Source organism: Mycobacterium sp. 20KCMC460, assembly GCF_022179425.1.
GTDB classification, from domain to species: Bacteria; Actinomycetota; Actinomycetes; order Mycobacteriales; family Mycobacteriaceae; genus Mycobacterium; species Mycobacterium kiyosense.
In genome coordinates this window covers 5,668,049-5,688,787 of sequence record NZ_AP025524.1, presented here as the reverse complement: position 1 = coordinate 5,688,787, position 20,739 = coordinate 5,668,049, and the positions used below count along the sequence as shown (strand labels likewise).

The 20,739-nt window shown below is 67.5% G+C and carries 16 protein-coding genes and 1 pseudogene; 8 read left to right on the top strand and 9 right to left on the bottom strand.

Translation table 11 applies throughout. The features are described from left to right. Positions 1 to 201: 201 nt before the first annotated feature. Entirely contained in the window at positions 202 to 663 is a 462-nt protein-coding gene (locus tag MKCMC460_RS26090) for an SRPBCC family protein (RefSeq protein ID WP_236977966.1), read from the bottom strand. Further along, on the bottom strand, positions 663 to 944 hold the full coding sequence (locus MKCMC460_RS26085) for a DUF2530 domain-containing protein (protein WP_236977964.1): 282 nt from the start codon (positions 942 to 944) through the stop codon (positions 663 to 665). Before MKCMC460_RS26085 ends, MKCMC460_RS26090 begins: the two co-directional genes overlap by 1 nt. A gap of 98 nt (positions 945 to 1,042) precedes the next feature. On the opposite strand from MKCMC460_RS26085, the gene MKCMC460_RS26080 reads away from it, so the two are divergent. The 3 genes from MKCMC460_RS26080 to MKCMC460_RS26070 are packed head-to-tail and all read left to right on the top strand — an operon-like array spanning position 1,043 to position 2,593. Beyond that, positions 1,043 to 1,474: a MarR family transcriptional regulator gene (locus MKCMC460_RS26080; protein ID WP_238305044.1), complete on the top strand. Its 432-nt coding sequence runs from the start codon at positions 1,043 to 1,045 to the stop codon at positions 1,472 to 1,474. Then, a complete protein-coding gene (locus MKCMC460_RS26075; protein ID WP_238305043.1) occupies positions 1,471 to 2,310 on the top strand; it encodes an RNA methyltransferase in 840 nt (279 codons plus the stop codon). Before MKCMC460_RS26080 ends, MKCMC460_RS26075 begins: the two co-directional genes overlap by 4 nt. Positions 2,311 to 2,320: 10 nt before the next feature. Continuing rightward, positions 2,321 to 2,593: a DUF2537 domain-containing protein gene (locus MKCMC460_RS26070; RefSeq protein WP_238305041.1), complete on the top strand. Its 273-nt coding sequence runs from the start codon at positions 2,321 to 2,323 to the stop codon at positions 2,591 to 2,593. Here the strand turns inward: MKCMC460_RS26070 and sepH are convergent. Together sepH and serC are read right to left on the bottom strand one after the other, a co-directional pair. Then, positions 2,576 to 3,370, bottom strand: coding sequence for a septation protein SepH (gene sepH / locus MKCMC460_RS26065; protein ID WP_236977959.1), 795 nt, complete (start codon positions 3,368 to 3,370; stop codon positions 2,576 to 2,578). The two genes, MKCMC460_RS26070 and sepH, sit on opposite strands and share 18 nt — an antisense overlap. 101 nt (positions 3,371 to 3,471) lie before the next feature. Beyond that, positions 3,472 to 4,602, bottom strand: coding sequence for a phosphoserine transaminase (serC, locus tag MKCMC460_RS26060; RefSeq protein ID WP_236977957.1), 1,131 nt, complete (start codon positions 4,600 to 4,602; stop codon positions 3,472 to 3,474). Positions 4,603 to 4,809: 207 nt separating this feature from the next. Between serC and MKCMC460_RS26055 the strand changes: the two genes are divergently transcribed. Both MKCMC460_RS26055 and MKCMC460_RS26050 read left to right on the top strand, forming a co-directional pair. Continuing rightward, positions 4,810 to 5,835, top strand: coding sequence for a diiron oxygenase (locus MKCMC460_RS26055; protein ID WP_236977955.1), 1,026 nt, complete (start codon positions 4,810 to 4,812; stop codon positions 5,833 to 5,835). Positions 5,836 to 5,854: 19 nt separating this feature from the next. After that, complete coding sequence (locus MKCMC460_RS26050; protein WP_236977953.1) at positions 5,855 to 7,540, top strand: FAD-dependent oxidoreductase; 1,686 nt, start codon at positions 5,855 to 5,857, stop codon at positions 7,538 to 7,540. Here MKCMC460_RS26050 and MKCMC460_RS26045 read toward each other — a convergent pair. Together MKCMC460_RS26045 and MKCMC460_RS26040 are read right to left on the bottom strand one after the other, a co-directional pair. Further along, entirely contained in the window at positions 7,537 to 7,989 is a 453-nt protein-coding gene (locus MKCMC460_RS26045) for a VOC family protein (RefSeq protein WP_236977951.1), read from the bottom strand. The two genes, MKCMC460_RS26050 and MKCMC460_RS26045, sit on opposite strands and share 4 nt — an antisense overlap. A gap of 119 nt (positions 7,990 to 8,108) precedes the next feature. Continuing rightward, positions 8,109 to 9,227, bottom strand: a complete 1,119-nt coding sequence (locus MKCMC460_RS26040; RefSeq protein ID WP_236977949.1) for a citrate synthase 2 — start codon at positions 9,225 to 9,227, stop codon at positions 8,109 to 8,111. Positions 9,228 to 9,334: 107 nt separating this feature from the next. On the opposite strand from MKCMC460_RS26040, the gene pdxH reads away from it, so the two are divergent. Beyond that, positions 9,335 to 9,961, top strand: coding sequence for a pyridoxamine 5'-phosphate oxidase (gene pdxH, locus MKCMC460_RS26035; RefSeq protein WP_236984422.1), 627 nt, complete (start codon positions 9,335 to 9,337; stop codon positions 9,959 to 9,961). Between the two features lie 72 nt (positions 9,962 to 10,033). Here the strand turns inward: pdxH and MKCMC460_RS26030 are convergent. From MKCMC460_RS26030 to MKCMC460_RS26020, 3 genes and pseudogenes are all read right to left on the bottom strand, one after another. Next, positions 10,034 to 16,672 (bottom strand): annotated as a pseudogene (locus MKCMC460_RS26030) (BTAD domain-containing putative transcriptional regulator). Positions 16,673 to 16,754: 82 nt separating this feature from the next. After that, positions 16,755 to 17,585 carry a class II glutamine amidotransferase gene (locus tag MKCMC460_RS26025; RefSeq protein ID WP_236977947.1) on the bottom strand — a complete coding sequence of 277 codons (831 nt, stop codon included), beginning with the start codon at positions 17,583 to 17,585 and terminating at the stop codon, positions 16,755 to 16,757. Positions 17,586 to 17,596: 11 nt separating this feature from the next. Beyond that, a complete protein-coding gene (locus MKCMC460_RS26020) occupies positions 17,597 to 18,661 on the bottom strand; it encodes a putative zinc-binding metallopeptidase (RefSeq protein ID WP_236977945.1) in 1,065 nt (354 codons plus the stop codon). Positions 18,662 to 18,723: 62 nt separating this feature from the next. On the opposite strand from MKCMC460_RS26020, the gene MKCMC460_RS26015 reads away from it, so the two are divergent. Both MKCMC460_RS26015 and MKCMC460_RS26010 read left to right on the top strand, forming a co-directional pair. Continuing rightward, on the top strand, positions 18,724 to 20,001 hold the full coding sequence (locus MKCMC460_RS26015; RefSeq protein ID WP_236977944.1) for an MFS transporter: 1,278 nt from the start codon (positions 18,724 to 18,726) through the stop codon (positions 19,999 to 20,001). Positions 20,002 to 20,050: 49 nt separating this feature from the next. Then, positions 20,051 to 20,566 (top strand): PE family protein, encoded by a 516-nt coding sequence (locus MKCMC460_RS26010; RefSeq protein ID WP_236977943.1) that lies wholly within the window; start codon positions 20,051 to 20,053, stop codon positions 20,564 to 20,566. Positions 20,567 to 20,739 lie beyond the last annotated feature (173 nt).

The window sequence follows — 20,739 nt, the reverse complement described above, 5'->3', positions numbered from 1 at the left end:
CGAGGTGGCGGCGGAGGAAACCGTGGCCGCGCCGGTCGCGGAGGACCCGGTGACGGGCGAGCCGGTGCCGGGCGACGCGGTCGCAGCGGAGCCGGTGCCGGACGAGCCGGTCGCGGCGGAACCGGTCGTACAACCGGCCACCGAAGACGCGACCCGGGAACCCTCGGCCGAGGGACCGGCCGTGGAGGAACCGTCCGCCGACTAGCCCTGCTCGGCGGCCGCCTTGATCTTGGCCAGCGAAGTCTGCATCCCGTCGACCAGCTCGCGTTCGAAGCTGCTGGTCCCACCCATCAACGCGTTGACCGTCATGCTGGAAAACGCGGAGACGCCGTTCTCGGCGTGTCGGCTTTCCGTCAACCGGGTGCCCGCACCGTGCGGCTCGAGCTCGTAGCTCCAGATCGTGCGGTTGGCGTCGACCCGGAACGCCAGCTTCTGCTCCGGGATGACTTCCACGATCGTGCTGGTGGTAGGCCAGAACAGCTTGTTGCGCCGATTGAAATTCAGGGTGCGGGTACCCGTGCGCAACGGCCCGAACTGGCGCATCCACCGGCACTGGGGGCTCCACTGGGGCATCCGCCGCAGGTCGGAGATCAGCGCCCACACCTTCGCCGGCGGAGCATCGATATCGATCTGGGCTTGTAACAGGGCGGTGGGGGTTGCCATTAGTCCTCCAATTTCTGTTCGAGATACCGTTCGAGGCCGGACTGCGCGCCGCGCGCGCCACGCCGGGCGGCGGCCAACTGCAGCAGGAAGATGCTGGTGCCGAGCACTGACACTCCGAGACCCGCGAGGGTGATGGGCCGCCAACTCTGACAGCTGGGGACCAGGAACGCGACCGCGGCGGCGATCACCCAGCCCAGGGCGCCGACGATGATGATCGGCCAGATCTTGAGCAGCGCCGGTGGCAGCGGCGGCGGTTGGGGTTCGGTGGCCTCGGTGCTCATCGGTTCTCAAGATAACGTGCCGGCCGGCAGCGCCGACCCGTGCCGCGCGTTCGCCGTTTCTCGTCGCTGTTTGCCAGGTTCCGTTGTAACCTCGCGCTGTGCCTGACAGCGATGCGCGGCTGGCTGCCGACCTGTCGTTGGCGGTCATGCGGTTGTCCCGGCAGCTCCGGTTCCGAAATCCCTCGTCACCGGTGTCGTTGTCGCAGCTGTCGGCGCTGACCACGCTGGCCAACGAGGGGGCGATGACGCCCGGTGCGCTGGCCATCCGCGAACGCGTCCGGCCGCCGTCGATGACCCGGGTGATCGCCTCGCTGGCCGACGAAGGGCTGGTGGACCGCGCTCCGCATCCGGTCGACGGTCGTCAGGTGCTGGTGTCGGTGTCCGAAGCCGGCGCCGAGCTGGTCAAGGCGGCCCGACGGGCACGTCAGGAATGGCTGGCCGGGCGGCTGGCCACCCTGAACGACGAGCAGCGCGAGATCCTGCGCAGGGCCGCCGATCTGATGTCGATGCTGGTCGACGAAAGTCCGTGAGGTCGCCGGCGCCGGGCCTCGATGTTCAGGACGTCACCGACCCAGACGACCCGCGTCTCGACGATTTCCGCGACCTGAACAGCGTCGACCGCCGTCCTGACCTGCCCACCGGCAAAGGCCTGGTGATCGCCGAGGGTGTGTTGGTGGTGCAGCGCATGCTGGCGTCGCGGTTCACCCCGCGGGCGCTGCTGGGTACCGATCGTCGCCTCGCCGAACTCAGGGACGACCTGGCCGGTGCCTCGGCGCCCTACTATCGCGCCTCCGCAGAGGTGATGGCGCAGGCTGTCGGGTTCCACCTGAACCGGGGTGTGCTGGCCGCGGCGAGCCGGGTTGCCGAGCCCACCGTCGCCCAGGTCGTCGACGGCGCCCGCACCGTGGCGGTGCTCGAAGGCGTCAACGACCACGAGAACCTGGGCTCGATCTTCCGCAACGCGGCCGGTCTCGGGGTGGACGCGGTGGTATTCGGCAGCGGCTGTGCCGACCCGCTGTACCGCCGCGCAGTGCGGGTATCGATGGGACACGCGCTGCTGGTGCCCTATGCGCGCGCCGACGAGTGGCCCGCCGACCTGGCCCGCCTCAGAGAGTTGGGCTTTCGTCTGCTGGCGATGACCCCGCACCACGATGCGCTCCCGTTACCCGAGGCGATGGCGGCGGTTGCCGACGATCCGGTCGCGCTGCTGGTGGGCGCCGAGGGGCCGGGGCTGACGCCGGCCGCGCTGCGAATCAGCGACGCGCGGGTCCGTATACCGATGTCGCGTGGCACCGACTCCTTGAACGTCGCCACGGCCGCGGCGCTGGCGTTCTACGAACGGACCGTTTGCCGGGGATCGGGATAGGCTTCCGGTCGTGAACGACGAGTCCGTGCCGTGGGGAACGGGTTTGGGGGTGGCCGCGTTCGTCGCCGCGGTGGTGGGTGCGGCGATCGTGGTGCTCAGCCTGGGTTTGATGCGTGTTCACCCGCTGCTGGCCGTCGGCCTCAACATCGTGGCGGTCGGGGGACTGGCGCCGACCTTCTGGGGATGGCGACGAACCCTGGTGTTGCGCTGGTTCGTCCTGGGCGCCGGAGTCGGAGTCCTCGGCGCCTGGTTGGCGCTGGCGGCGTTAGCGCTGTCCGCTTGAGCGGACGCCGAGCAGCACGTCCTCCCAGGCCGGGATGGCCGGCTTACCGCGTCGAGCCTGGGTGGGCGGCTCGGCCGGTGCGGCGGCCTCCGGCTGCGCGGGTTGGGCAGGGGGGACGGCTTGGGCGGGTTGCGCTGATTCGTCGGTGGGTTCGAAGGCCAGGCGCGCCACCGGGGCCAGCTGGCGAGGCTTGAAGTCCGGGTCGATCAGTTCGCTGGCCGCGTCGTCGATTGCGGTGACCATGCCGCCGTGTGCGCCGGGAGTGAAGCGGAAGTGCGCCACGTTGTCCGACCGGCCGGCCTGCCAGCCCAGCTGCACCGTCCAGCGGCTGTCCTCGTTGCGCCACGCGTCCCAGGTGAGCTTGTCGGGGCTCAAGCCGCGGCCCACCAGCGCTGCGGTCACGGTCTCCAGCAAACTCATTACCGCGGGACCGTCGGCCAGCACCGGGTGCGCAGCGGTTGCCAGCTCGGCCGCGCGGTAGCGTTCCAGCAGCACCGGGTTGGCGAACCGCTGGATGCGGGCGACGTCGGATCCCGACGCGGCGGCCACTTGCTCGACCGATGCTCCGGCCCGGATCCGGGCTTGAATTTCCTTGGGGCTCAACATGTTCGTCACCACGATGTCAAGAGCGGGTTGCTCGGGGGGCATCGGCTCGCCGTCCAGCACGGCACGTAGCCGGTCGTCGGCGGGCAGCTTGAACTTCTCGGCCGAGCTGGCGCCTTCGCAGAGGACGTATTTGCCGTCGGGGTCTAGCCCAACCACCTTGAGTTCCCGCATGGCTTCTCCTCGCAGGTTCCGTGCAGGTCAGCGCCGGACCCGTCACGTGCGCACTCTAATGCGCCGAACGCCGTTAACCTGGTTGACACGCGGGGCGCGGGTCAGAGCCGCTCGACCACCCAGTCCACGCAGGCGATCAGGGCGCTGATGTCGTCGGGGTCCACCGCGGGGAACATCGCGATCCGCAACTGGTTGCGGCCGAGTTTGCGGTACGGCTCGGTGTCGACGATGCCGTTGGCCCGCAGCGTCTTGGCCACCGCCGCAGCGTCGACCTCGTCGACGAAGTCGATGGTGCCCACCACCTGCGAGCGCAGCGCCGGATCGGCGACGAACGGGGTGGTGTAGGAGCGTTCCTCGGCCCAGGAGTACAGCCGCTGTGACGAGTCCGCGGTGCGCTTGACCGCCCAGTCCAGGCCGCCGTTGCCCAGCAGCCAATCGAGTTGCTCGGCCAGCAGTATCAGCGTGCCGACCGCGGGGGTGTTGTAGGTCTGGTTCTTGACGCTGTTCTCGATCGCGATCGGCAGTGAGAGGAAGTCCGGCACCCAGCGACCGGACGTCGCGATCGCCTCGACGCGGGCCAGTGCGGCCGGGCTCATCGCAGCCAGCCAGAGGCCGCCGTCGCTGGCGAAGTTCTTCTGCGGCGCGAAGTAGTAGGCGTCGACCTCGGTGATGTCGACCGGCAACCCGCCGGCGCCCGAGGTGGCGTCGATGACGACGAGTGCGTCACCGGAGTCGGCCGGCCGCCGCACCGGCACCGCGACGCCCGTCGAAGTTTCGTTGTGCGCCCAGGCGATCACGTCGACGGACGGGTCGGACTGCGGCTCGGGTGCACTGCCCGGGTCGGCCTTGACGATGATCGGGTCGCCGACGAACGGGTTCTTGGCCACGCCCGAGGCGAACTTCGCGCTGAACTCGCCGTAGGTCAGGTGCAGCGAGCGCTTGTCGATCAAGCCGAAGGCGGCGGCGTCCCAGAACGCGGTCGCTCCGCCGTTGCCCAGGATGATCTCGTACCCGTCGGGCAGCGAGAACAGCTGCGACAGGCCCTCGCGCACCCGGCCCACCAGGTTCTTGACCGGCGCCTGGCGGTGCGAGGTGCCGAACAAGTGAGCCGCGGTAGTGCTGAGCACCTGCAACTGCTCGGGGCGCACCTTGGACGGGCCGCAGCCGAAGCGTCCGTCGCGTGGTTTGAGGTCGGCGGGAATTTCGAGGGAAGTCGTGAGCTGTTCAGCCATGACGATCAGGGTAGTGAGCGGCGTGGGGTGACCGACAAATCGGGACCCCGCAAGGCCGCTGACTGGCGCTCCATGTGACCTGGCCCACAGCGAGTCGGGCGGTGCGGGCTAGGCCACAGTCGGTTGGCGCAGTCTGGTGGATTCCCGGTACCGGCGGTATCGTGTTGTTTACACGTCCGATGTAAACACCTCGTTGGGGAGGCTTGAATGGCTAGGACGCGCATGGTTCGACGGTGGCGCCGCAACATGGAAGTTCGAGACGACGCCGAGTACGTGGAAATGCTCGCCACACTGTCCGAGGGGTCGGTGCGGCGGAACTTCAACCCGTACACCGATATCGACTGGGACTCACCGGAATTCGCTGTCACCGACAACGACCCCCGCTGGATCCTGCCGGCGACCGACCCGCTGGGCCGCCACCCCTGGTATCAGGCGCAGCCAGACGACGTGAAGATCAAGATCGGGATGTGGCGCCAGGCCAACGTGGCCAAGGTCGGCCTGCACTTCGAGTCCATCCTGATCCGCGGCCTGATGACCTACACCTTCTGGGTGCCCAACGGCTCGCCGGAATACCGGTACTGCCTGCACGAATCGGTCGAAGAGTGCAACCACACCATGATGTTCCAAGAGATGGTGAACCGGGTCGGCGCCGATGTTCCGGGCATGCCGCGCCGGTTGAAGTGGATCTCGCCGCTGGTGCCGCTGGTGGCCGGGCCGCTGCCGGTGGCGTTCTTCATCGGCGTGCTCGCCGGCGAGGAGCCGATCGACCACACCCAGAAGCAGGTGCTTCGCGAGGGCAAGGCGCTGCACCCGATCATGGAGCGGGTGATGGCGATTCACGTGGCCGAGGAAGCCCGCCACATCTCCTTCGCGCACGAGTTTTTGCGCAGGCGGTTGCCGAATCTAACTCGGCGGCAACGGTTCTGGGTCTCGCTGTACTTCCCACTGACCATGCGGGTGCTGTGCAACGCGATCTTGATCCCGCCGAAAGCCTTCTGGGACGAGTTCGACATCCCGCGCTCGGTGAAGAAGGAACTGTTCTTCCGCTCGCCGGAGTCGCGAAAGTGGTTGCGAGACATGTTCTCCGACGTGAGGATGCTGGCCTACGACACCGGTTTGATGGAAAACCGGTCGGCCCGCCTGATGTGGCGGCTCTGCAAGATCAACGGCAAGCCGTCGCGCTACCGCAGCGAGCCGCAGCGCCAGCACCTGACCGCTGTGCCGGCCGCCTGAAGATTCCGCGAGTTCACTTGTGCCGCACGTAATTACTCAGTCGTGCTGCAATGACGGGTCCTGCGTTTTCGCGTGTCCGGTCAATTGCATCCACCCATCCCCGGACGAGCCGGGCTACGCGACGTCGGAGATGCTGTATATCGACCCGGTGGCCTGCGTAGACTGCGGCGCCTGTGTCAGTGCCTGCCCCGTCGGCGCTATCGTGCCCGACAGCAAGCTGGACCTCAAGCAGTTGCCGTTCGCGGAGATCAACGCGTCGTTCTATCCGGAGCGCCCCGCCGGCGAGAAGTTGCCGCCGACTTCGAAGCTGGCCGCGGTGCTTCCGGCAGCCGAGGTGCGCGCCCGACACGAGCCGCTGACGGTGGCCATCGTGGGATCGGGGCCGGCGGCGATGTACGCCGCCGACGAACTGCTGGTCCAGCAGAATGTGCGGGTCAACGTCTTCGAAAAGCTACCCACCCCATATGGTTTGGTGCGGGCCGGGGTGGCGCCGGATCATCAGCACACCAAGCAGGTGACGCGGTTGTTCGACCGGGTGACCGCCGACCATCGGTTCCGGTTCTTCCTCAACGTCGAAGTCGGCGAACACCTGAGCCACGCCGAACTGCTGGAGCACCACCATGCCGTGCTGTACGCGGTGGGTGCGCCCGACGACCGTCGCCTCGACATCGAGGGCATGGGCCTGCCGGGTACCGGCACCGCCACCGAACTGGTCGCCTGGATCAACGGCCATCCCGAATATGCTTCGCTGCCAGTCGATCTCAGCCACGAGCGGGTGGTGATCATCGGCAACGGCAACGTCGCGCTCGACGTCGCGCGGCTGCTGACCGCCGACCCGGACGAATTGGCTCGCACCGACATCGCCGACCATGCGCTGAAGGCGTTTCGCAAGTCGGCGGTGCGGGAGGTGGTGATCGCGGCCCGCCGCGGACCCGCCCACTCGGCGTTCACCCTGCCCGAGCTGATCGGGCTTACTGCGACCGCCGATGTGGTGCTCGACGCCGACGACCACCGACGGGCGCAGCAGGACCTGGCCACCGCGTCGGATCGACTGACCCGCAAGAAGCTGGAGATCCTGGCCGCGCTCGGTGGCAGCTCGGAGCCGGCGTCGCGGCCGCGTATCCGGCTGGCCTATCACCTGACGCCGCGACGCGTCCTCGGTGCTGCGCACGCCACCGGGGTCGAGTTCGACGTCACCGGCACCGATGAGACACGTCGCATCGACGCCGGCCTGGTGCTGACCTCGATCGGCTACCGCGGCAAGGCAATTCGCGACCTGCCGTTCGACGAGGTGGCGGCCGTCGTCCCCAACGACGGCGGCCGCGTCGTCGACCTCGCCGGGCAGCCCGTCGTCGGCGCCTACGTCGCCGGCTGGATCAAGCGCGGACCCACCGGCTTCATCGGCACCAACAAGTCGTGCTCGCTGCAGACCATCCAGGCGCTAGTGGCCGACTTCAACGCCGGGAAGCTGACTGACCCGGCGGCCAAGCCCGCGGCTCTGGCCAAGCTGGTGGCCGCCCGCCAGCCGGCAGTCGTCGACTCCGCGGGATGGCGCGCCATCGACGCCGCCGAAGTTGCGCGCGGCAGCGCGGTCGGACGGCCGCGGGTCAAGTTCACCGACGTCGCCGAGATGCTCGCGGTTGCCGCCGAGCTGCCGCAGGCGCCGACCCGGGGCCAGCGCCTGCTGGCACGGCTGCGCCGCTAAGCCTGCGCGGACATCGCCTCGGCGATCTCCTCCATGCTGACCTCGCGGACGGGCTGCCCCAGTGACCAGTTGTGCCCGAACGGGTCGGCGATCACGCCGTAGCGGTCACCCCAGAACTGGTCTTCCAGCGGCATCACCACGGTGGCGCCGGCGTCCAGAGCGCGCTGGAACTTGGCTTCGACGTCGGTGACGGTCAGGTGAATGGTCACCGGGGTGCCGCCCAGGGCCTTCGGGGTCATCGACTTGCCGCCGCACATCTCCGGGAAGTCGTCGGCGAGCATCACCATGAAGCCGTTGATCTGCACCGAGGCGTGGATTAGCCGGCCATCGGGGCCGGGGATGCGGACGAGTTCGACGCCGTCGAATGCCTTGACGTAGAAGTCGATCGCGGCGGCAGCGTCGTCGACGACGAGGTGGGGGGACAGCGTGGGTTGGACGGTGATGGCCATGGCTTACTCCTAGGGTTCGATGTGCCTTCGCCGGTATTGACCAGGGTCATGACGAAAACTCATCGCTGTTCAGCGCTCGGAATTCGCCAGTTGCCTTAGCGGGCGAGGGCGCCGGGCGCTCACGCCCGGGCGAGGACGGCGTCCCAACCCGGCACGGATTCCGGGCTGCGCGGGTCGGGGCCCACGTAGATCGCGGACGGGCGGACCAGCTTGCCGAGCCGCTTCTGCTCCAGGATGTGCGCACACCAGCCGGCGGTGCGGCCACAGGTGAACATCGCGGGCATCATCTCCGCGGGTACCTGGGCGAAGTCCAGGATCACGGCTGCCCAGAACTCGACGTTGGTCTCGATCGGCCGGTCGGGGCGGCGCTCCCGCAGTTCAGCCAGGGCGGCCTGCTCGAGAGCCGCAGCGACCTCGTACCGCGGTGCGTTCAGCCGCTTGGCGGCGGTCCGCAACACCCGGGCGCGGGGGTCTTCGGCGCGGTAGACGCGGTGCCCGAAACCCATCAGCTTCTCGTTGCGGTCCAGGATGCCCTTGACCAGGCCGCGGGCGTCATCGGTGCGCTCGACTTCCTCGATCATGGGTAGCACCCGGGCCGGAGCGCCGCCGTGCAGGGGGCCGCTCATCGCTCCGATGGCGCCGGACAGCGCCGCGGCCACGTCGGCCCCGGTGGAGGCGATCACCCGCGCGGTGAACGTCGAGGCGTTCATCCCGTGCTCGGCCGCCGACACCCAGTAGGCGTCGATCGCCTCGACGTGGCGGGGGTCCGGTTCGCCCTGCCAGCGGGTCATGAAACGTTCTGTGACGGTTGAGCATTCGTCGATGACGCGTTGCGGAACCGCGGGCCGGTAGATGCCGCGCCCAGATTGCGCGACGTAGGACAGCGCCATCACCGATGCGCGGGCGAGTTGGTCGCGAGCGGTGGGCTCGTTGGTGTCCAGCAGCGGCTTGTACCCCCAGATGGGCGCCAGCATGGCCAAGCCCGCCTGAACGTCGACGCGTACGTCGCCGGTGTGGATCGGCAACGGGAACGGTTCGGCCGGCGGCAGGCCGCGCCCGAAGTCACCGTCGACGAGGAGTGCCCAGACGTCACCGAAATGGACGCGGCCTACCAGGTCCTCGATATCGACGCCGCGGTAGCGCAGCGCGCCGCCATCTTTGTCCGGTTCGGCGATCTTGGTGGTGAATGCCACCACGCCTTCCAAGCCTGGGACGAAATCCTCGGGGACCACAGTCATGGGGCTTGATTCTTGCACTTACGCGCCGGTCGGTTACTACCGGCCGGTAACCGGCGACGAGTAGCGTGGGCGCGGTGACCGGACCTGAGGAGAATCGCCTGGCTGCGATGCGGGCGGAGTATGGATCCGTCGAGAAGGACGGCAGCCCGGATCTCGATGCGAACTGGTTGGCCGATGGCTGGCTGGTTCTGTTCCGCAGCTGGATGGACGACGCCGAACGCGCCGGAGTCGCCGAACCCAACGCCATGGTGGTAGCCACCGTCTCCGAGGGACGGCCGGTGAGCCGATCGGTGCTGTGCAAAGGCGCCGACGAAAACGGGATCACCTTCTTCACCCACTACAACTCGGCCAAGGGACTCGAGTTGGCGGCGACGCCGTACGCGTCGGCGACCTTTCCTTGGTATCTGCTGGGGCGTCAGATCCATGTCCGGGGTGCGGTCACCAAGGTCGCACCGGAGGCGACCGAGGATTACTGGTCCAAACGGCCGCGCGGGTCGCAATTGGGGGCCTGGGCCTCCCATCAGTCGCAGCCGATCGCCTCGCGGGCGGCGCTGCTCGACCAGCTCGCGGCGGTGACGGCGCGGTTCGCCGACATGGAGCGGGTGCCGGTGCCGCCGAACTGGGGTGGGTATGTGATCGCGCCCGAGGTGGTGGAGTTCTGGCAGGGCCGAGAGAATCGGGTGCACAACAGGATTCGGGTAGCCGGTGGTGTCGTGGAGCGGCTGCAGCCCTAACTGATTTCGGCTTGAGCCTTAGCCGCGAGTGTGACCGGGCCGAGATTTTCGGGGCTGGATTTCGCGGTGGGGTTACCTTCGCGAGAGTTCGTCGAAGCGGGCAAGTGCGGCGTCAAGGTCCTTTTCGTCGAAAACCTCGCAACGACTCACCAATTCGCCCTCGAAGATGATCACGCTGATCACCCGCCACTCGGCTTGGAAACCCTCGTGCGAGGTCTCGCGGGTCAAGTGGGTGATGACGGCTCCGCGTTCGTTCAAACGTGGCGCCGCCACAATGCGGTAACTCAGCTCGGACGGCGCCCGCCATGCCGCGTCGAGTAGCGCGGGCATCTCGCCGGGCGCAATCGACGCCCCTTTGCGGTGATTGATGTTCACCCAATCCGGTGTTGCTGCAAAGAGTTCACGACGGTTGAGCGCGGCGAAACCCTGGTTGATCGCCGACCAGGTGTCCAGGTACGGCGCGGCCTCACCAGCACGGTAGCGGGCGTCCAGCTCGGCGAAGGCAGCATCGACGTCATCGGGGTCGAATACGACGACCGCCTTGATCCGCTCGTCGGCATCGATCTCGACGAGGTTGAGCACGTCGGTTTGGAACATCGCAGAATGCAGAAGAGTGAGCGTGATACGCGTGCCGCGGTTCGCAATTGGAGATGAAGTCAGGTCGCTGGTACCGGCTTCGGCGATGGCCCGCATATTCGCGACATTGGCCTCTCGACCGCGGAGCGTTCCCGAGCCCACCACCTGGCGGCGATCGTCTGTGCAGATGTCTTCGGCATACATCTGCGCCAGGGCAGTCCAGTCGCGAGCGGCGAAGCGCCTGAAGAAACGTTCGTACACCTGGCATGCTGCGCTCTCAAGCTGCGGTGTTGGCTGGCTGAGCTGATCGAATCTCGCGATCGCGAGGTCTAGATCGGATTCGTCGAAAATCTCGCAGCGGTTGCACACCTCCCCGTCGAGCATCGCGAGGTTGACATACCGCGACTCTGTCTGCAGTCCTTGATTCGAGGTCCCTCGCGCCGCGTGAATGACAACGGCTCCGGATTCACCCAGTCGGTGTACGGCCTCGATATAGACGGTTTGTTCCCGATAGAGATCCCAAGAGGCACGGAAGAATTCGGTGAGCTCTCCGGGTGCGAACGCCACCGGGCGATGGTCGATATTGACAAAATCCGGTGTAGTCAGCGGGATTTCGCGCCGATTGAGCGCGGCGTAACCATCAGTGATGGCCGACCAGGTGCGTGCGTAGGGGGCGGCCTCGCCGGCCAGATAGCAGTCATCGAGTTTCGCTATGGCGGCGTCGAAGTCATCGAGGTCGAACACGACGCGCCCTAATATCTTCTCGTCGGAATCGATTTCGACCACGGCGAGCACATCGATGCCGAATGCGTCCGGACGATCGTCGCCGAACGCAGTACGGACACGGTTCAGCACGACACGCTCCCCGCGGGTCGCGATGGTGTCAGTGACCATGCTCACAACCCCGGCCCTGGCGACTACCGAGATTTCGGCCATCACCTCGCCGCGGCCCTGCCGAAGTCCAGACCCCACCACCTTGCGGCGATCGTCCTAGAAGGCGTTGGTGGCCAGCGCTTGCGCCACTGCGTCCCAGTCGCCGGCGACGAAATACGAGTCGATCCGCCGGCACACTCTGGTCGCTGCGTTTTCGGGTCGTACCACCTGTTCGCTGAGCTGATCGAACTTTGCCAGCGCAGCGCCGAGGTCCGCCTCATCGAATACCTCGCTACGGTCGATCAGGTCGCCTTCGATGGTTAGGAGGTTGATCTCTTGCCACTCGGCGTCGAAACCCTCCGGCGACGTCACATCCGTCGCCTCGGCGACGACCGCCCCGAGGTCGTTCAGTCGATGCACGGCCACCACGTAGATGGTGGACTGCGGCGCGAGTTCCCAGGTGGCGCGGATATACGGGACGAGGTCGCCCGGAGAGAACGCTCTTGCTCGGCGGTGGTCGAGATTCACCCAGTCCGGCGTCACGGAGGGGAGTTCGCGTCCGTTGAACGCCGCGAAGTTCCGCATGATCACCGACCAGGTGTGGGCGTACGCGGACGCCTCGCCAGCCAGATATCGGCGATCGAGTTCCTCGAAGGCGGCGTCGAGGTCAGCGGGGTCGAATATCACCGTGCCCGAGACCCTCCCGGTGGTGTCGATCTCAGTGATCTCCAATGTTTCGACGCCCAACGCGTCGGAGCGCGGGTCAGGCGCCTCGAACTTCACGCGGCGAAGGCAGAGGCGTTCACCTCGCAGCGCGAGCGGTGTCGTGGCGATGCCCGCGGCCGAGCCCGAAATCGCGCGGACCTTGTCGATCGCTGCAGCGCGGCCGCCGGTCTCGCGGCGTAGCCCCTGCCGTCGATCATCGACTCGGGTGTCGTCGGCGTACAACGCGCCGACTTCGTCCAGCCGTCCAGCAGCGCAGAATGCGTAGCGCTGGTCGCCCACTCGAGTCGCACTGTTGTGCAACGTAGTTCGCGGGCGTGCCTGCTGCAGCCGTGCGTGAGTGGTGTCGAGTTCAGTGACCGCCACGTCCATGTCTTCGAGGTCGAACCACACCTGAAGGTCGATCCGCCCGTCCGCGTCGATGCGGCAGAGTTGAAGGAACTCGTCGTGTGGTGATCCCGCGCTCGCGTCGGCGGTCCCGACCGTAAGTCGAGTCAGTGCCAGGCGGTCTCCTCGTACAGCGACGACGCCGACGATGCGGAACCGCAGTGCGCCGTTCTCGCATACCCGCCTGACTTTCTGCGGCCACGGGCCGGCAGGCAGGTCATCGACGGCAAAGCCGACAACTCGGCGGCGGCTCTCCACGATTACCGACGGCGAAAACAGCCGCTCCAGCTCGTCCCAAGCTTCGCGATCCACCGCCACCGCGACTTGGCCGGCTGACCGCACACAGGCGTTGTCCAGTTCGACGCTGGCTGCTACGGCTGCGGCGGGCGCCAACGTCGAACTGTGGCCGGCGAGCAGAAGACGTGCCGTATCGGCAAGTGCGGCTGCCTGTTTCCGCTCGTACAGATCGACGGCTCGCTCGGCGGCCGCGCGAGATCCCGCCATGTCGCCGGCGCCGTGCAGGACCGTTGCGAGTGTGAGGCACGCATCGCCGTGATCGACCAACGCGTCGGTACGCTCGGCCAGAGCGACGGCATCTTCGGCGATCCTTCTGGCCTGCTCGTGATCGCCTGAGCGGGTGAGCAAGTGCGCCCGCAGCGTGCGCCACGCAATCGACGCCTTCAACACGTGGCCGGCCAACCGCTCACTTTCCGAACACAACTCGGCCGCCTCGGGTTCACGATCGAGCAGCAGACAGGCCCGACCCAGCAGCGCGGCGGTCTCGGCGGTATCGGCATCCAAGCCCAAGCGACGGAAACCGTTGTAGGCCTTGCGCAGATGCCGCTCAGCCATGGCAGGATCACCGGCGACCATTTCGACGATGCCGGCGAACTGCTCCACCTCGAGCAGTGCGTGCCGCAAGCCGAGCTCGGTGACCGTGCGCCGGGCCGAGTCGATCATGCGCCGGCCCGCGGCCGCGCGACCGCGAAACGCCTCCAGCACGGCCTGGCACCGTGTCGAGGTGGCCTCGACCGTGGGTGATTCGGTGGTGATGCGCAGCAGTCGCACCACGTCAAGACACCGACCACCGGCTCGCGGAACGGGATTGGGACCCCACAGCGCCGCCACGGGTGCGCCCGCCAGCACCGCGTTCACCCGGCGGTGGTCGCGTGCCCGCCGGGCCGCGGTCAGGGCGTCGTCCAGGGCGACTTCGCAGTCGCCGATACGCCCGAGGCGGGCCAGGCACCCGGCCCGAACGGTATGAGCCTTGGCTTCCCCTGCCGCGTCGTCCAGTTCGGCCAGCCTGGCGGCTGCCGCGCCGAGCGCGGCTTCGACCTCGTCGAGCCGTTCGGGGCGGATCAGCATGGACAGTTGCCCGTCGAAGCACGTCGCCCACGCCGCCAACCGCATCAAATGAGCTGTCGCCGAACGTAGTTGCGCCACGGCGCCCGATGCCGACGCCATGTCACCCGCGGCCAGCAGCGCCTCGCAGCGCGCCACCAGCAGCTCGGCGGCCTGCTCGTCGCGGTCAGGCAGTTCCTCGTCGATTTCCTCCAACGCGTGCAGCGCATGGCCGTACAAGTCGGCCGCCCCCTCGTAGGCCAGCCGGGCCATCGCCTGATCCGCGGCCCGACGACAGTAGAACACTGCCTTGGATGCGTTTCCGGCCCAGGCGCATTCGAAGTAGTGGTGGGCCAACTCGGCGAGCATCGGGTCGTCAGCGCCTGGCTGGTTTTCCAGCGTGGTGGCGATGCGCTGGTGCAGCCGCATGCGTCGCACCGAAGCCAACTCGGCGAGCAGCGACTGACGAACCAGGGCGTGGTTGAACCGGTAACGACCACCGGGCTCCTCGATGACCAGGCCGGCTTTGGCCGCTTCGTCGAATGCGTCGACGAGATCCTCACCGACCACCTGCTCCACCAGCTCAACCGCAAACCGGCTGCCCACCACCGCCGCGGCGGAAAGGGCCTTGTTGGTCTCCATGGAGAGTCGAGAAAGCCGGCGGCTCACCGCCTCCCGCACACCCTGCGGCAAGGTGCTCTGGTCCCACACACCGCCGCTCTCGTCGACATGTCGTAAGGCCTCGATGAGGAAGAACGGGTTACCACCGGTGACCGATGCCAACGCGTGGGCGAGTTGCTCGTCTTCGTAACCGGCCTCGGCGACATAGGCGGTCACGTCGTGCTCGTCCAGGCCGCTCAGGCTCAACCGGCTCGCGGTGCCGTCACGGTGCAGGTCCGCCAGCATCGCCGCCAGCGGGTGAGAGCGGTCCAGGTCGGTGCTGCGGTAGGTCCCCACCACCTGGACACGGGCGTGGTCCCCGAAGCGCAGCAGGTGGCGCAACAGCAGCAGCGTCGGCTTGGCGGCCCAGTGTAAGTCGTCGAGTATAAGACCCAAAGGCGCTGCAGCAGAAGTTATTTCGAGCAAAGCGACGACGGCGTCGAACAATGCGTAGCGCTCCGTGTCGGGATCAGCACTGGCCGGTGCCGGCAAATCCGGGACGATGTCTGGCAATCCGGGAACCAGCGGGAGCAGCGCTTCGACACCGCGCAGTCCCCGTAGCCGATCGGCACCGACGCACGGCACCAGCCAACGCAACGCTTCGGCGAACGGCTGATACGGCGCGCCGAGGTCTTCGTCGCAGCGGCCGTACAGGACCGCCGCCCCGTGCCCGTACGCCTGTTGCGACCATTCGCCGGCCAGGCGCGTCTTGCCGACGCCCGGTTCGCCGGCGATCAGCACGGCGTGCGTGCCACGGGCCTGCCAGGCCGAAATGAGTTGCGCGAGTTCGGGCCCGCGGCCGACGAACGGGCCGGGTCCGATCAGCACCGGCGGCAGCGCCGGCCGCTCGATGGGCGCCGCCGTCGGCCGCGGCTGCGGCGCGGTGTCCAGCCGCAGTTCGAAAACGTGCTCGGGTCGCGCCAGATTCTTCAGGTTGCGCATACCCAGATCGTCGAGCACGACATCGTCGGCCAGGGAGTCGACGACGAGTTCGGCGACGGCACCCGAGCATAGGATCTGCCCGCCGGTGGCCAGCGAGCGTAGCCGCGCAGCGCGGTTGACCGCCCGGCCGAAGTAGTCGCCGTCGCGAAGCTCGACCTCACCGCTATGCAGCGCCACCCGAATTCGCATCGGCTGCGCCAACTCCCACGGTTCGTGACCGATCGCTTCCTGCATCTCGATGGCGGCGGCGGCCGCCGCGGACGGACGCTCGAACACCGAGAAGGTCGCGTCGCCCTCGCCACGCGTCTTGACCAGCCGTCCGCCGCGGGCGGTCACGACCTGCTCGACGAGTTCGTCGTGACGGGCCAGTGCGATCGCCATGGCTCCGGCGTCCAATTCCCAGGCGGCAGTAGATCCCTCGATATCGGTCAGCAGGAAGGTAACTGCCCGCGTTACGGACGGGAGTTGTTGTTCCACAAAGACGTCCAGCGATGCGTCCTGCGCGACCAGAGCCGCCTCGAGGCGCCGCAGTTCCGGTCCGGGGTCCACTCCCAGCTCGTCGGCGAGCATTGTCCGGGCCCGTTGGTAGGCGCCGAGGGCCTCCCCTTGCCGGCCGGCCCGGTAGAGCGCGAGCATCAGCTGGCCCCAACGCCTTTCGCGGAGCGGCGCCTCGGCCACCGCGGCTTCGAGGTCGCCGATTATCTCGGCGGCGCGGCCGGTTGCCAACAGTGCGTCGGCCCGGTCTTCGACGAGCGCGGCGTGGCCTTCGATCCAGCGGGTCTTTTCCGAGATGCCGCGCCGGCCGTCGGGCAGTTCGGGGATTCCGCGCCACAACGCCAGCGCTTCCTCGAAGCGGGCCACCGCCTGTCCGGGGTCGCCGGCGGCGGCCGCATCCCGTCCCGCGCGGGCAGCCGCCCGGTAACGCGAGGCATCGATGTCCGCCCCGGTGAGCTTCCAGCCCAAGCCCTCGGTTAACACGAAGCCGTCGCCCAGGGTGCGTCGCAGCGCGGAGATGTGGGTTTGCAGGGCCTTGTCCGCGGTGCGGGGCGGATCGGTGCCCCACAGCAGTTCCAGGAGGGTGTCCGCGGGGACGACGGAGCCGAGGTGCAGGCCCAGCATGGTGAGCAGAGCGCGTGGTTTGGCGCCCGGTATGACGACGGGCGCGCCGCCCTGCCGGACCTGAAGAGGCCCTAAAACCCCCAGTTCCACGTCTTGAAGGGTAGTCACATCAGCCATCGTCGGTAAGACGATTCAACGCGCGGTCAAGGTCGAGTAAAGACCGCGGACAGCGTCACGGACCGATCGGCCGGAACGGCTGCTCTTCAATGTCCTCGCCGATGACCAGTGCCGACCCTGCGGACACTTCGCGCCACATCCCGGGTAGCTCGGTCAGCGGCTCGGAAACAACCACTCGGGCGGCGTCACCAAAATGCCCCAACCGTTCACTCTCGGGATACAACATCCGCACCGAATCCGGATCTTCGCTCACGAACAAGGTGTTGGCCTCCGGGCCGCTCGCATAGCGGACGGCATAGAGCCGTTGCCCGTCGCTGACCCCCAATGTCATCTGCAGCGCGGGTTCGGCCACTCCGGCCGCGGTGGCGGCCGCTTCGACGAAACCCGCCATCCGCGCCAGGGCGCCGAGGGGGTCGTCGGTGAGACCGAAGGTGAGCGCGAGGTGAAACAACAGCTCCGAATCGGTGGAGCCGGCGATGTTGTCGAACAGGTCCGGGCGCACGGCCAACAGCAGATCCCGTCGCAGCCGCCGGTATTCGCCGACGTGCCCGTTGTGTACGAAAAGCCAGTTACGCCAACGGAATGGGTGGCAGTTGGTCTGTTGCACCGGAGTGCCGGTACCCGCACGCACATGCGCAAGGAACAGTCGGGTGCGGATCTCGGTAGCCAGCTCGAGCAGGTTGTCATCACCCCACGCCGGGGTGATGCTGCGGAACAGAGCCGGCTCGGCGCGGTGCTCATACCAGCCCAGTCCGGTGCCGTCCCCGTTGGGAATGTCCATGTTCGGCGCGTGCCGACGGCTCTGCTCGATCAGTGAGCGCTGCGGATCATGCAACAGCTCGCGGGGCGCGATCGGGGCACCCAGGTACCCAACCCACCGACACATGTCTGAGCTCCTTAATGCGCTGCACGCGCCGTCTCGCGGATCACCTTGTGCACGAACGCCAGCTTGCGGACCACCGCGGGCGGAATCTCGAACGGGTACAACGGGTTCTTGCCCATGGCGGTGTTGACGCGATTGAAGCTCAGCGCCAACCACTTCCAGTCCTCCAGCAGCGCCTCGATCGGCGCATCCTCGTAGGACTCCCGGGGCACGACGTCACGTTGCATCAAGAAACGGACCTTCTCGGCATGCAGGATCAGCCCGGACTCCCGGGCGGTGTCGATGGTGCCGGTGATGTGCAGGTAGTGGGCGAAGCACTCGGCGAAGTCCTCCCACGGGTGCATCGTCGCGTACTCGGAGATAAACGAGTCGGCCCAATCGGGCGGGGCGCCGAACTTGTAGTGCCAGGCAATCTCGGCTTGGTAGTCGGCGCGCTCGTCGCCGAAGATCTCCCGGCACTCGGCGAGATAGTGCTGGTCGCCGGTTTCCACCAGGATGTTCTGGTAGTAATGGCCGACCTCGTGACGGAAATGGCCCAGCATGGTGCGGTAGGGCTCGCCGAGTCGGACCCGCAGTGATTCGCGGTATGCGTCCAGCGATTCCACCAAGTCGATGGTGATCACCCCGCCGGCGTGGCCGATCGTGACTCGCTGACCATCGCTGTGACTGGACAGCAGATCAAACGCCAGGCCGCCGTCTTTGCGCCAGAACGGGTCGACGGGCAAGCCGATGTCGATCAGCTGATAAACCAACCGCCGCAACGCAATTCCGGTGGACACCAGCTTTTCCTGCGCGATGGTGTCATCGGCTTCGGGTTCGCGACGGATCAGGGAATGGGCCAGACACCGCCCTCGTTTACCGCCCAATTCGTGTTCGTCGGGCACCAGCCAGTTGCAGTCCAGGCTGGTCGATTTCGCACACGGAATCCAGGTCTGGCTGTCGATTTTCGCCACGCCCGACGAGGTCGCGACCATGGCACGGCTGGGGACGTGCAAGCCGAGTTCCACCGCGCAGCCCGGGCAGCGTCGCGACTCGAAAGGGACGAAGCTGTGGCAGAGCGGACATGCGAACGCGCGCACGCAGCGAGCCTAGCCCTGCCAGCTGCGTTTTGACTCGCGGCGCACCACTACGCTCGTCGACGATGCCCCTCTTCGCGGACACCGCGCCCTTGCGCTCGCCCGATTTCCGCCGACTCTGGGTTGCCGGGATTCCGACCGTCATCGGCGCCAACCTGACGATCTTCGCGGTGCCGGTCCAGATCTACGCGCTGACCCAGAACTCCGCGTATGTCGGGCTGGCCGGTTTGTTCTCATTGCTGCCGCTGGTGGTGTTCGGCCTGCTGGGTGGAGCTTGGGCCGACGCCATGGACCGGCGGGTGCTGCTGATCGTCGCGTCTTGCGGGCTGGCGGTGTCCTCGGTGCTGCTGTGGTTGCAGGCGCTGCTGGCGCTCAACGACGTCTGGGTGGTGCTGTGTCTACTGGCGGTGCAGCAGGCGTTCTTCGCCGTCAACTCGCCGGCGCGCTCGGCGGCCATCCCGCGGATGGTGCCCGGCGAGCAACTGCCGGCCGCCAATGCGCTGAACATGACCGTGGGGCAGTTCGGCGCGATTGCCGGTCCGCTGCTGGCCGGGGTGCTGCTGAACTGGGTCGACCTGTCCGCGTTGTATCTGCTCGACGCGGTGACGTGCCTGTTGCCGATCTGGGCGACATTCCGGCTGGCGCCGATGCCCGCCTTGGAACCCGACGGCACAAACCGGTGGGGTCTTGGGGCGGTGCTGGACGGCTTCCGGTACCTGGCCGGCAACACCGTGGTGCTGATGTCGTTCGTCGTCGACCTGATCGCCATGATCTTCGGCATGCCGCGCGCACTGTTCCCGCAGCTGGCGCATCAGAGCTTCGGCGGCCCCATCGAAGGAGGGTCGGCGATGGCGTTGCTGTCGGCGGCCATCGCGGTCGGCGCGGTGGCCGGGGGAGTGTTCTCCGGGTGGTTTCCGAAGGTCCGGCGCCAGGGGCTGGTGATCGTCGTCTCGATCGTGGTGTGGGGCCTGGCGATGGTGGGGTTCGGGCTGGCCAGCGGGCTGGCGCACGGCCGGACAGGCGCAGTGCTGTGGGGCGCGGTGGCGTTCCTGGCCGTCGGCGGCGCGGCGGACATGGTGTCGGCGGCATTCCGGTCGACCATCCTGCAGCAGGCTGCCTCCGACGACGTGGTGGGGCGGCTGCAAGGGGTGTTCGCCGTGGTGGTCGGCGGCGGCCCGCGGCTGGCCGACACCCTGCACGGCGCCGCGGCCGCGGTGGTCGGAACGACCGCAGCGGCGGCCGGTGGCGGGGCGCTGGTGGTGCTCGGTGTGGTCGTCGCCGCCTTGATTGCGCCGGCATTCATCCGGTACCGCGCGCCATCGTCACTCCCACGGCGAGATTGAGTAGTCGGCTACTCAAGCTGGTCGACTTGCATCGGGTGAGACTTTCGACATGTCTCAGGTGATGGTGGCGCCGGACGTCGTGCAGGCGGCGGCGGGGGATCTGGAATCTATCGGTTCGAAGCTGGGCGAGGTTCAGAAAGCGGTGGCCCCCGCGACCCTGGACGTGGCGCCGCCAGCCGCGGACGAAGTGTCGGCCGGCATTGCGCGCCTCTTTGCTGAACACGCCCAGGACTTTCACGCGGTGGCCCAGCAGGCGACGACCTACCAGCAGCAGTTCGTCAAGGCCTTGACGGCGAGCGGGTCGTCCTACGCCGCCGCCGAGGATTCGATCGCATCGCTCTTGCAGGCAGTGGATGCCAACGTGGCCTACTACACGACCGCCGGGCGAGCGTTGCTATCAATGCTGGTCAACATCCCCACAGCAATAGTGGGTTTTCTGGTGATTCCGCTGCTCTGGCCAATTCTGCCCTTGCTCCCCTTCCTTGTCGCTCAGCAGTTCCTGACGCTGTTTCTCGAGGTGCTCACCGGGGCGCCGATTTCGTATCCGTACATTTATGCGGATTGAACGGGTGGGTTGATCCCCTCGACCGCTGCGCCGGCAACGTTGCTGGCACGACGGTGAGATACGCGCGTTCGCGTGCTTCGCTGCCGCCGGGTCCAGATACGCCCGGTATTGGGAGCGCTGTCGCGACCACCGCCCCGGCTGTGATCGGCTACCCGTAGTTTCTGTCAGCCGAG

What these genes read in the sequence shown, in the direction of transcription:
- MKCMC460_RS26090 (WP_236977966.1), bottom strand. Translation starts at nt 663, where the DNA reads ATGGCAACCCCCACCGCCCTGTTACAAGCCCAGATCGATATCGATGCT.
- MKCMC460_RS26085 (WP_236977964.1), bottom strand. Translation starts at nt 944, where the DNA reads ATGAGCACCGAGGCCACCGAACCCCAACCGCCGCCGCTGCCACCGGCG.
- sepH (WP_236977959.1), bottom strand. Translation starts at nt 3,370, where the DNA reads ATGCGGGAACTCAAGGTGGTTGGGCTAGACCCCGACGGCAAATACGTC.
- serC (WP_236977957.1), bottom strand. Translation starts at nt 4,602, where the DNA reads ATGGCTGAACAGCTCACGACTTCCCTCGAAATTCCCGCCGACCTCAAA.
- MKCMC460_RS26055 (WP_236977955.1), top strand. Translation starts at nt 4,810, where the DNA reads ATGGCTAGGACGCGCATGGTTCGACGGTGGCGCCGCAACATGGAAGTT.
- MKCMC460_RS26045 (WP_236977951.1), bottom strand. Translation starts at nt 7,989, where the DNA reads ATGGCCATCACCGTCCAACCCACGCTGTCCCCCCACCTCGTCGTCGAC.
- MKCMC460_RS26040 (WP_236977949.1), bottom strand. Translation starts at nt 9,227, where the DNA reads ATGACTGTGGTCCCCGAGGATTTCGTCCCAGGCTTGGAAGGCGTGGTG.
- pdxH (WP_236984422.1), top strand. Translation starts at nt 9,335, where the DNA reads ATGCGGGCGGAGTATGGATCCGTCGAGAAGGACGGCAGCCCGGATCTC.
- MKCMC460_RS26025 (WP_236977947.1), bottom strand. Translation starts at nt 17,585, where the DNA reads ATGTGTCGGTGGGTTGGGTACCTGGGTGCCCCGATCGCGCCCCGCGAG.
- MKCMC460_RS26015 (WP_236977944.1), top strand. Translation starts at nt 18,724, where the DNA reads ATGCCCCTCTTCGCGGACACCGCGCCCTTGCGCTCGCCCGATTTCCGC.
- MKCMC460_RS26010 (WP_236977943.1), top strand. Translation starts at nt 20,051, where the DNA reads ATGTCTCAGGTGATGGTGGCGCCGGACGTCGTGCAGGCGGCGGCGGGG.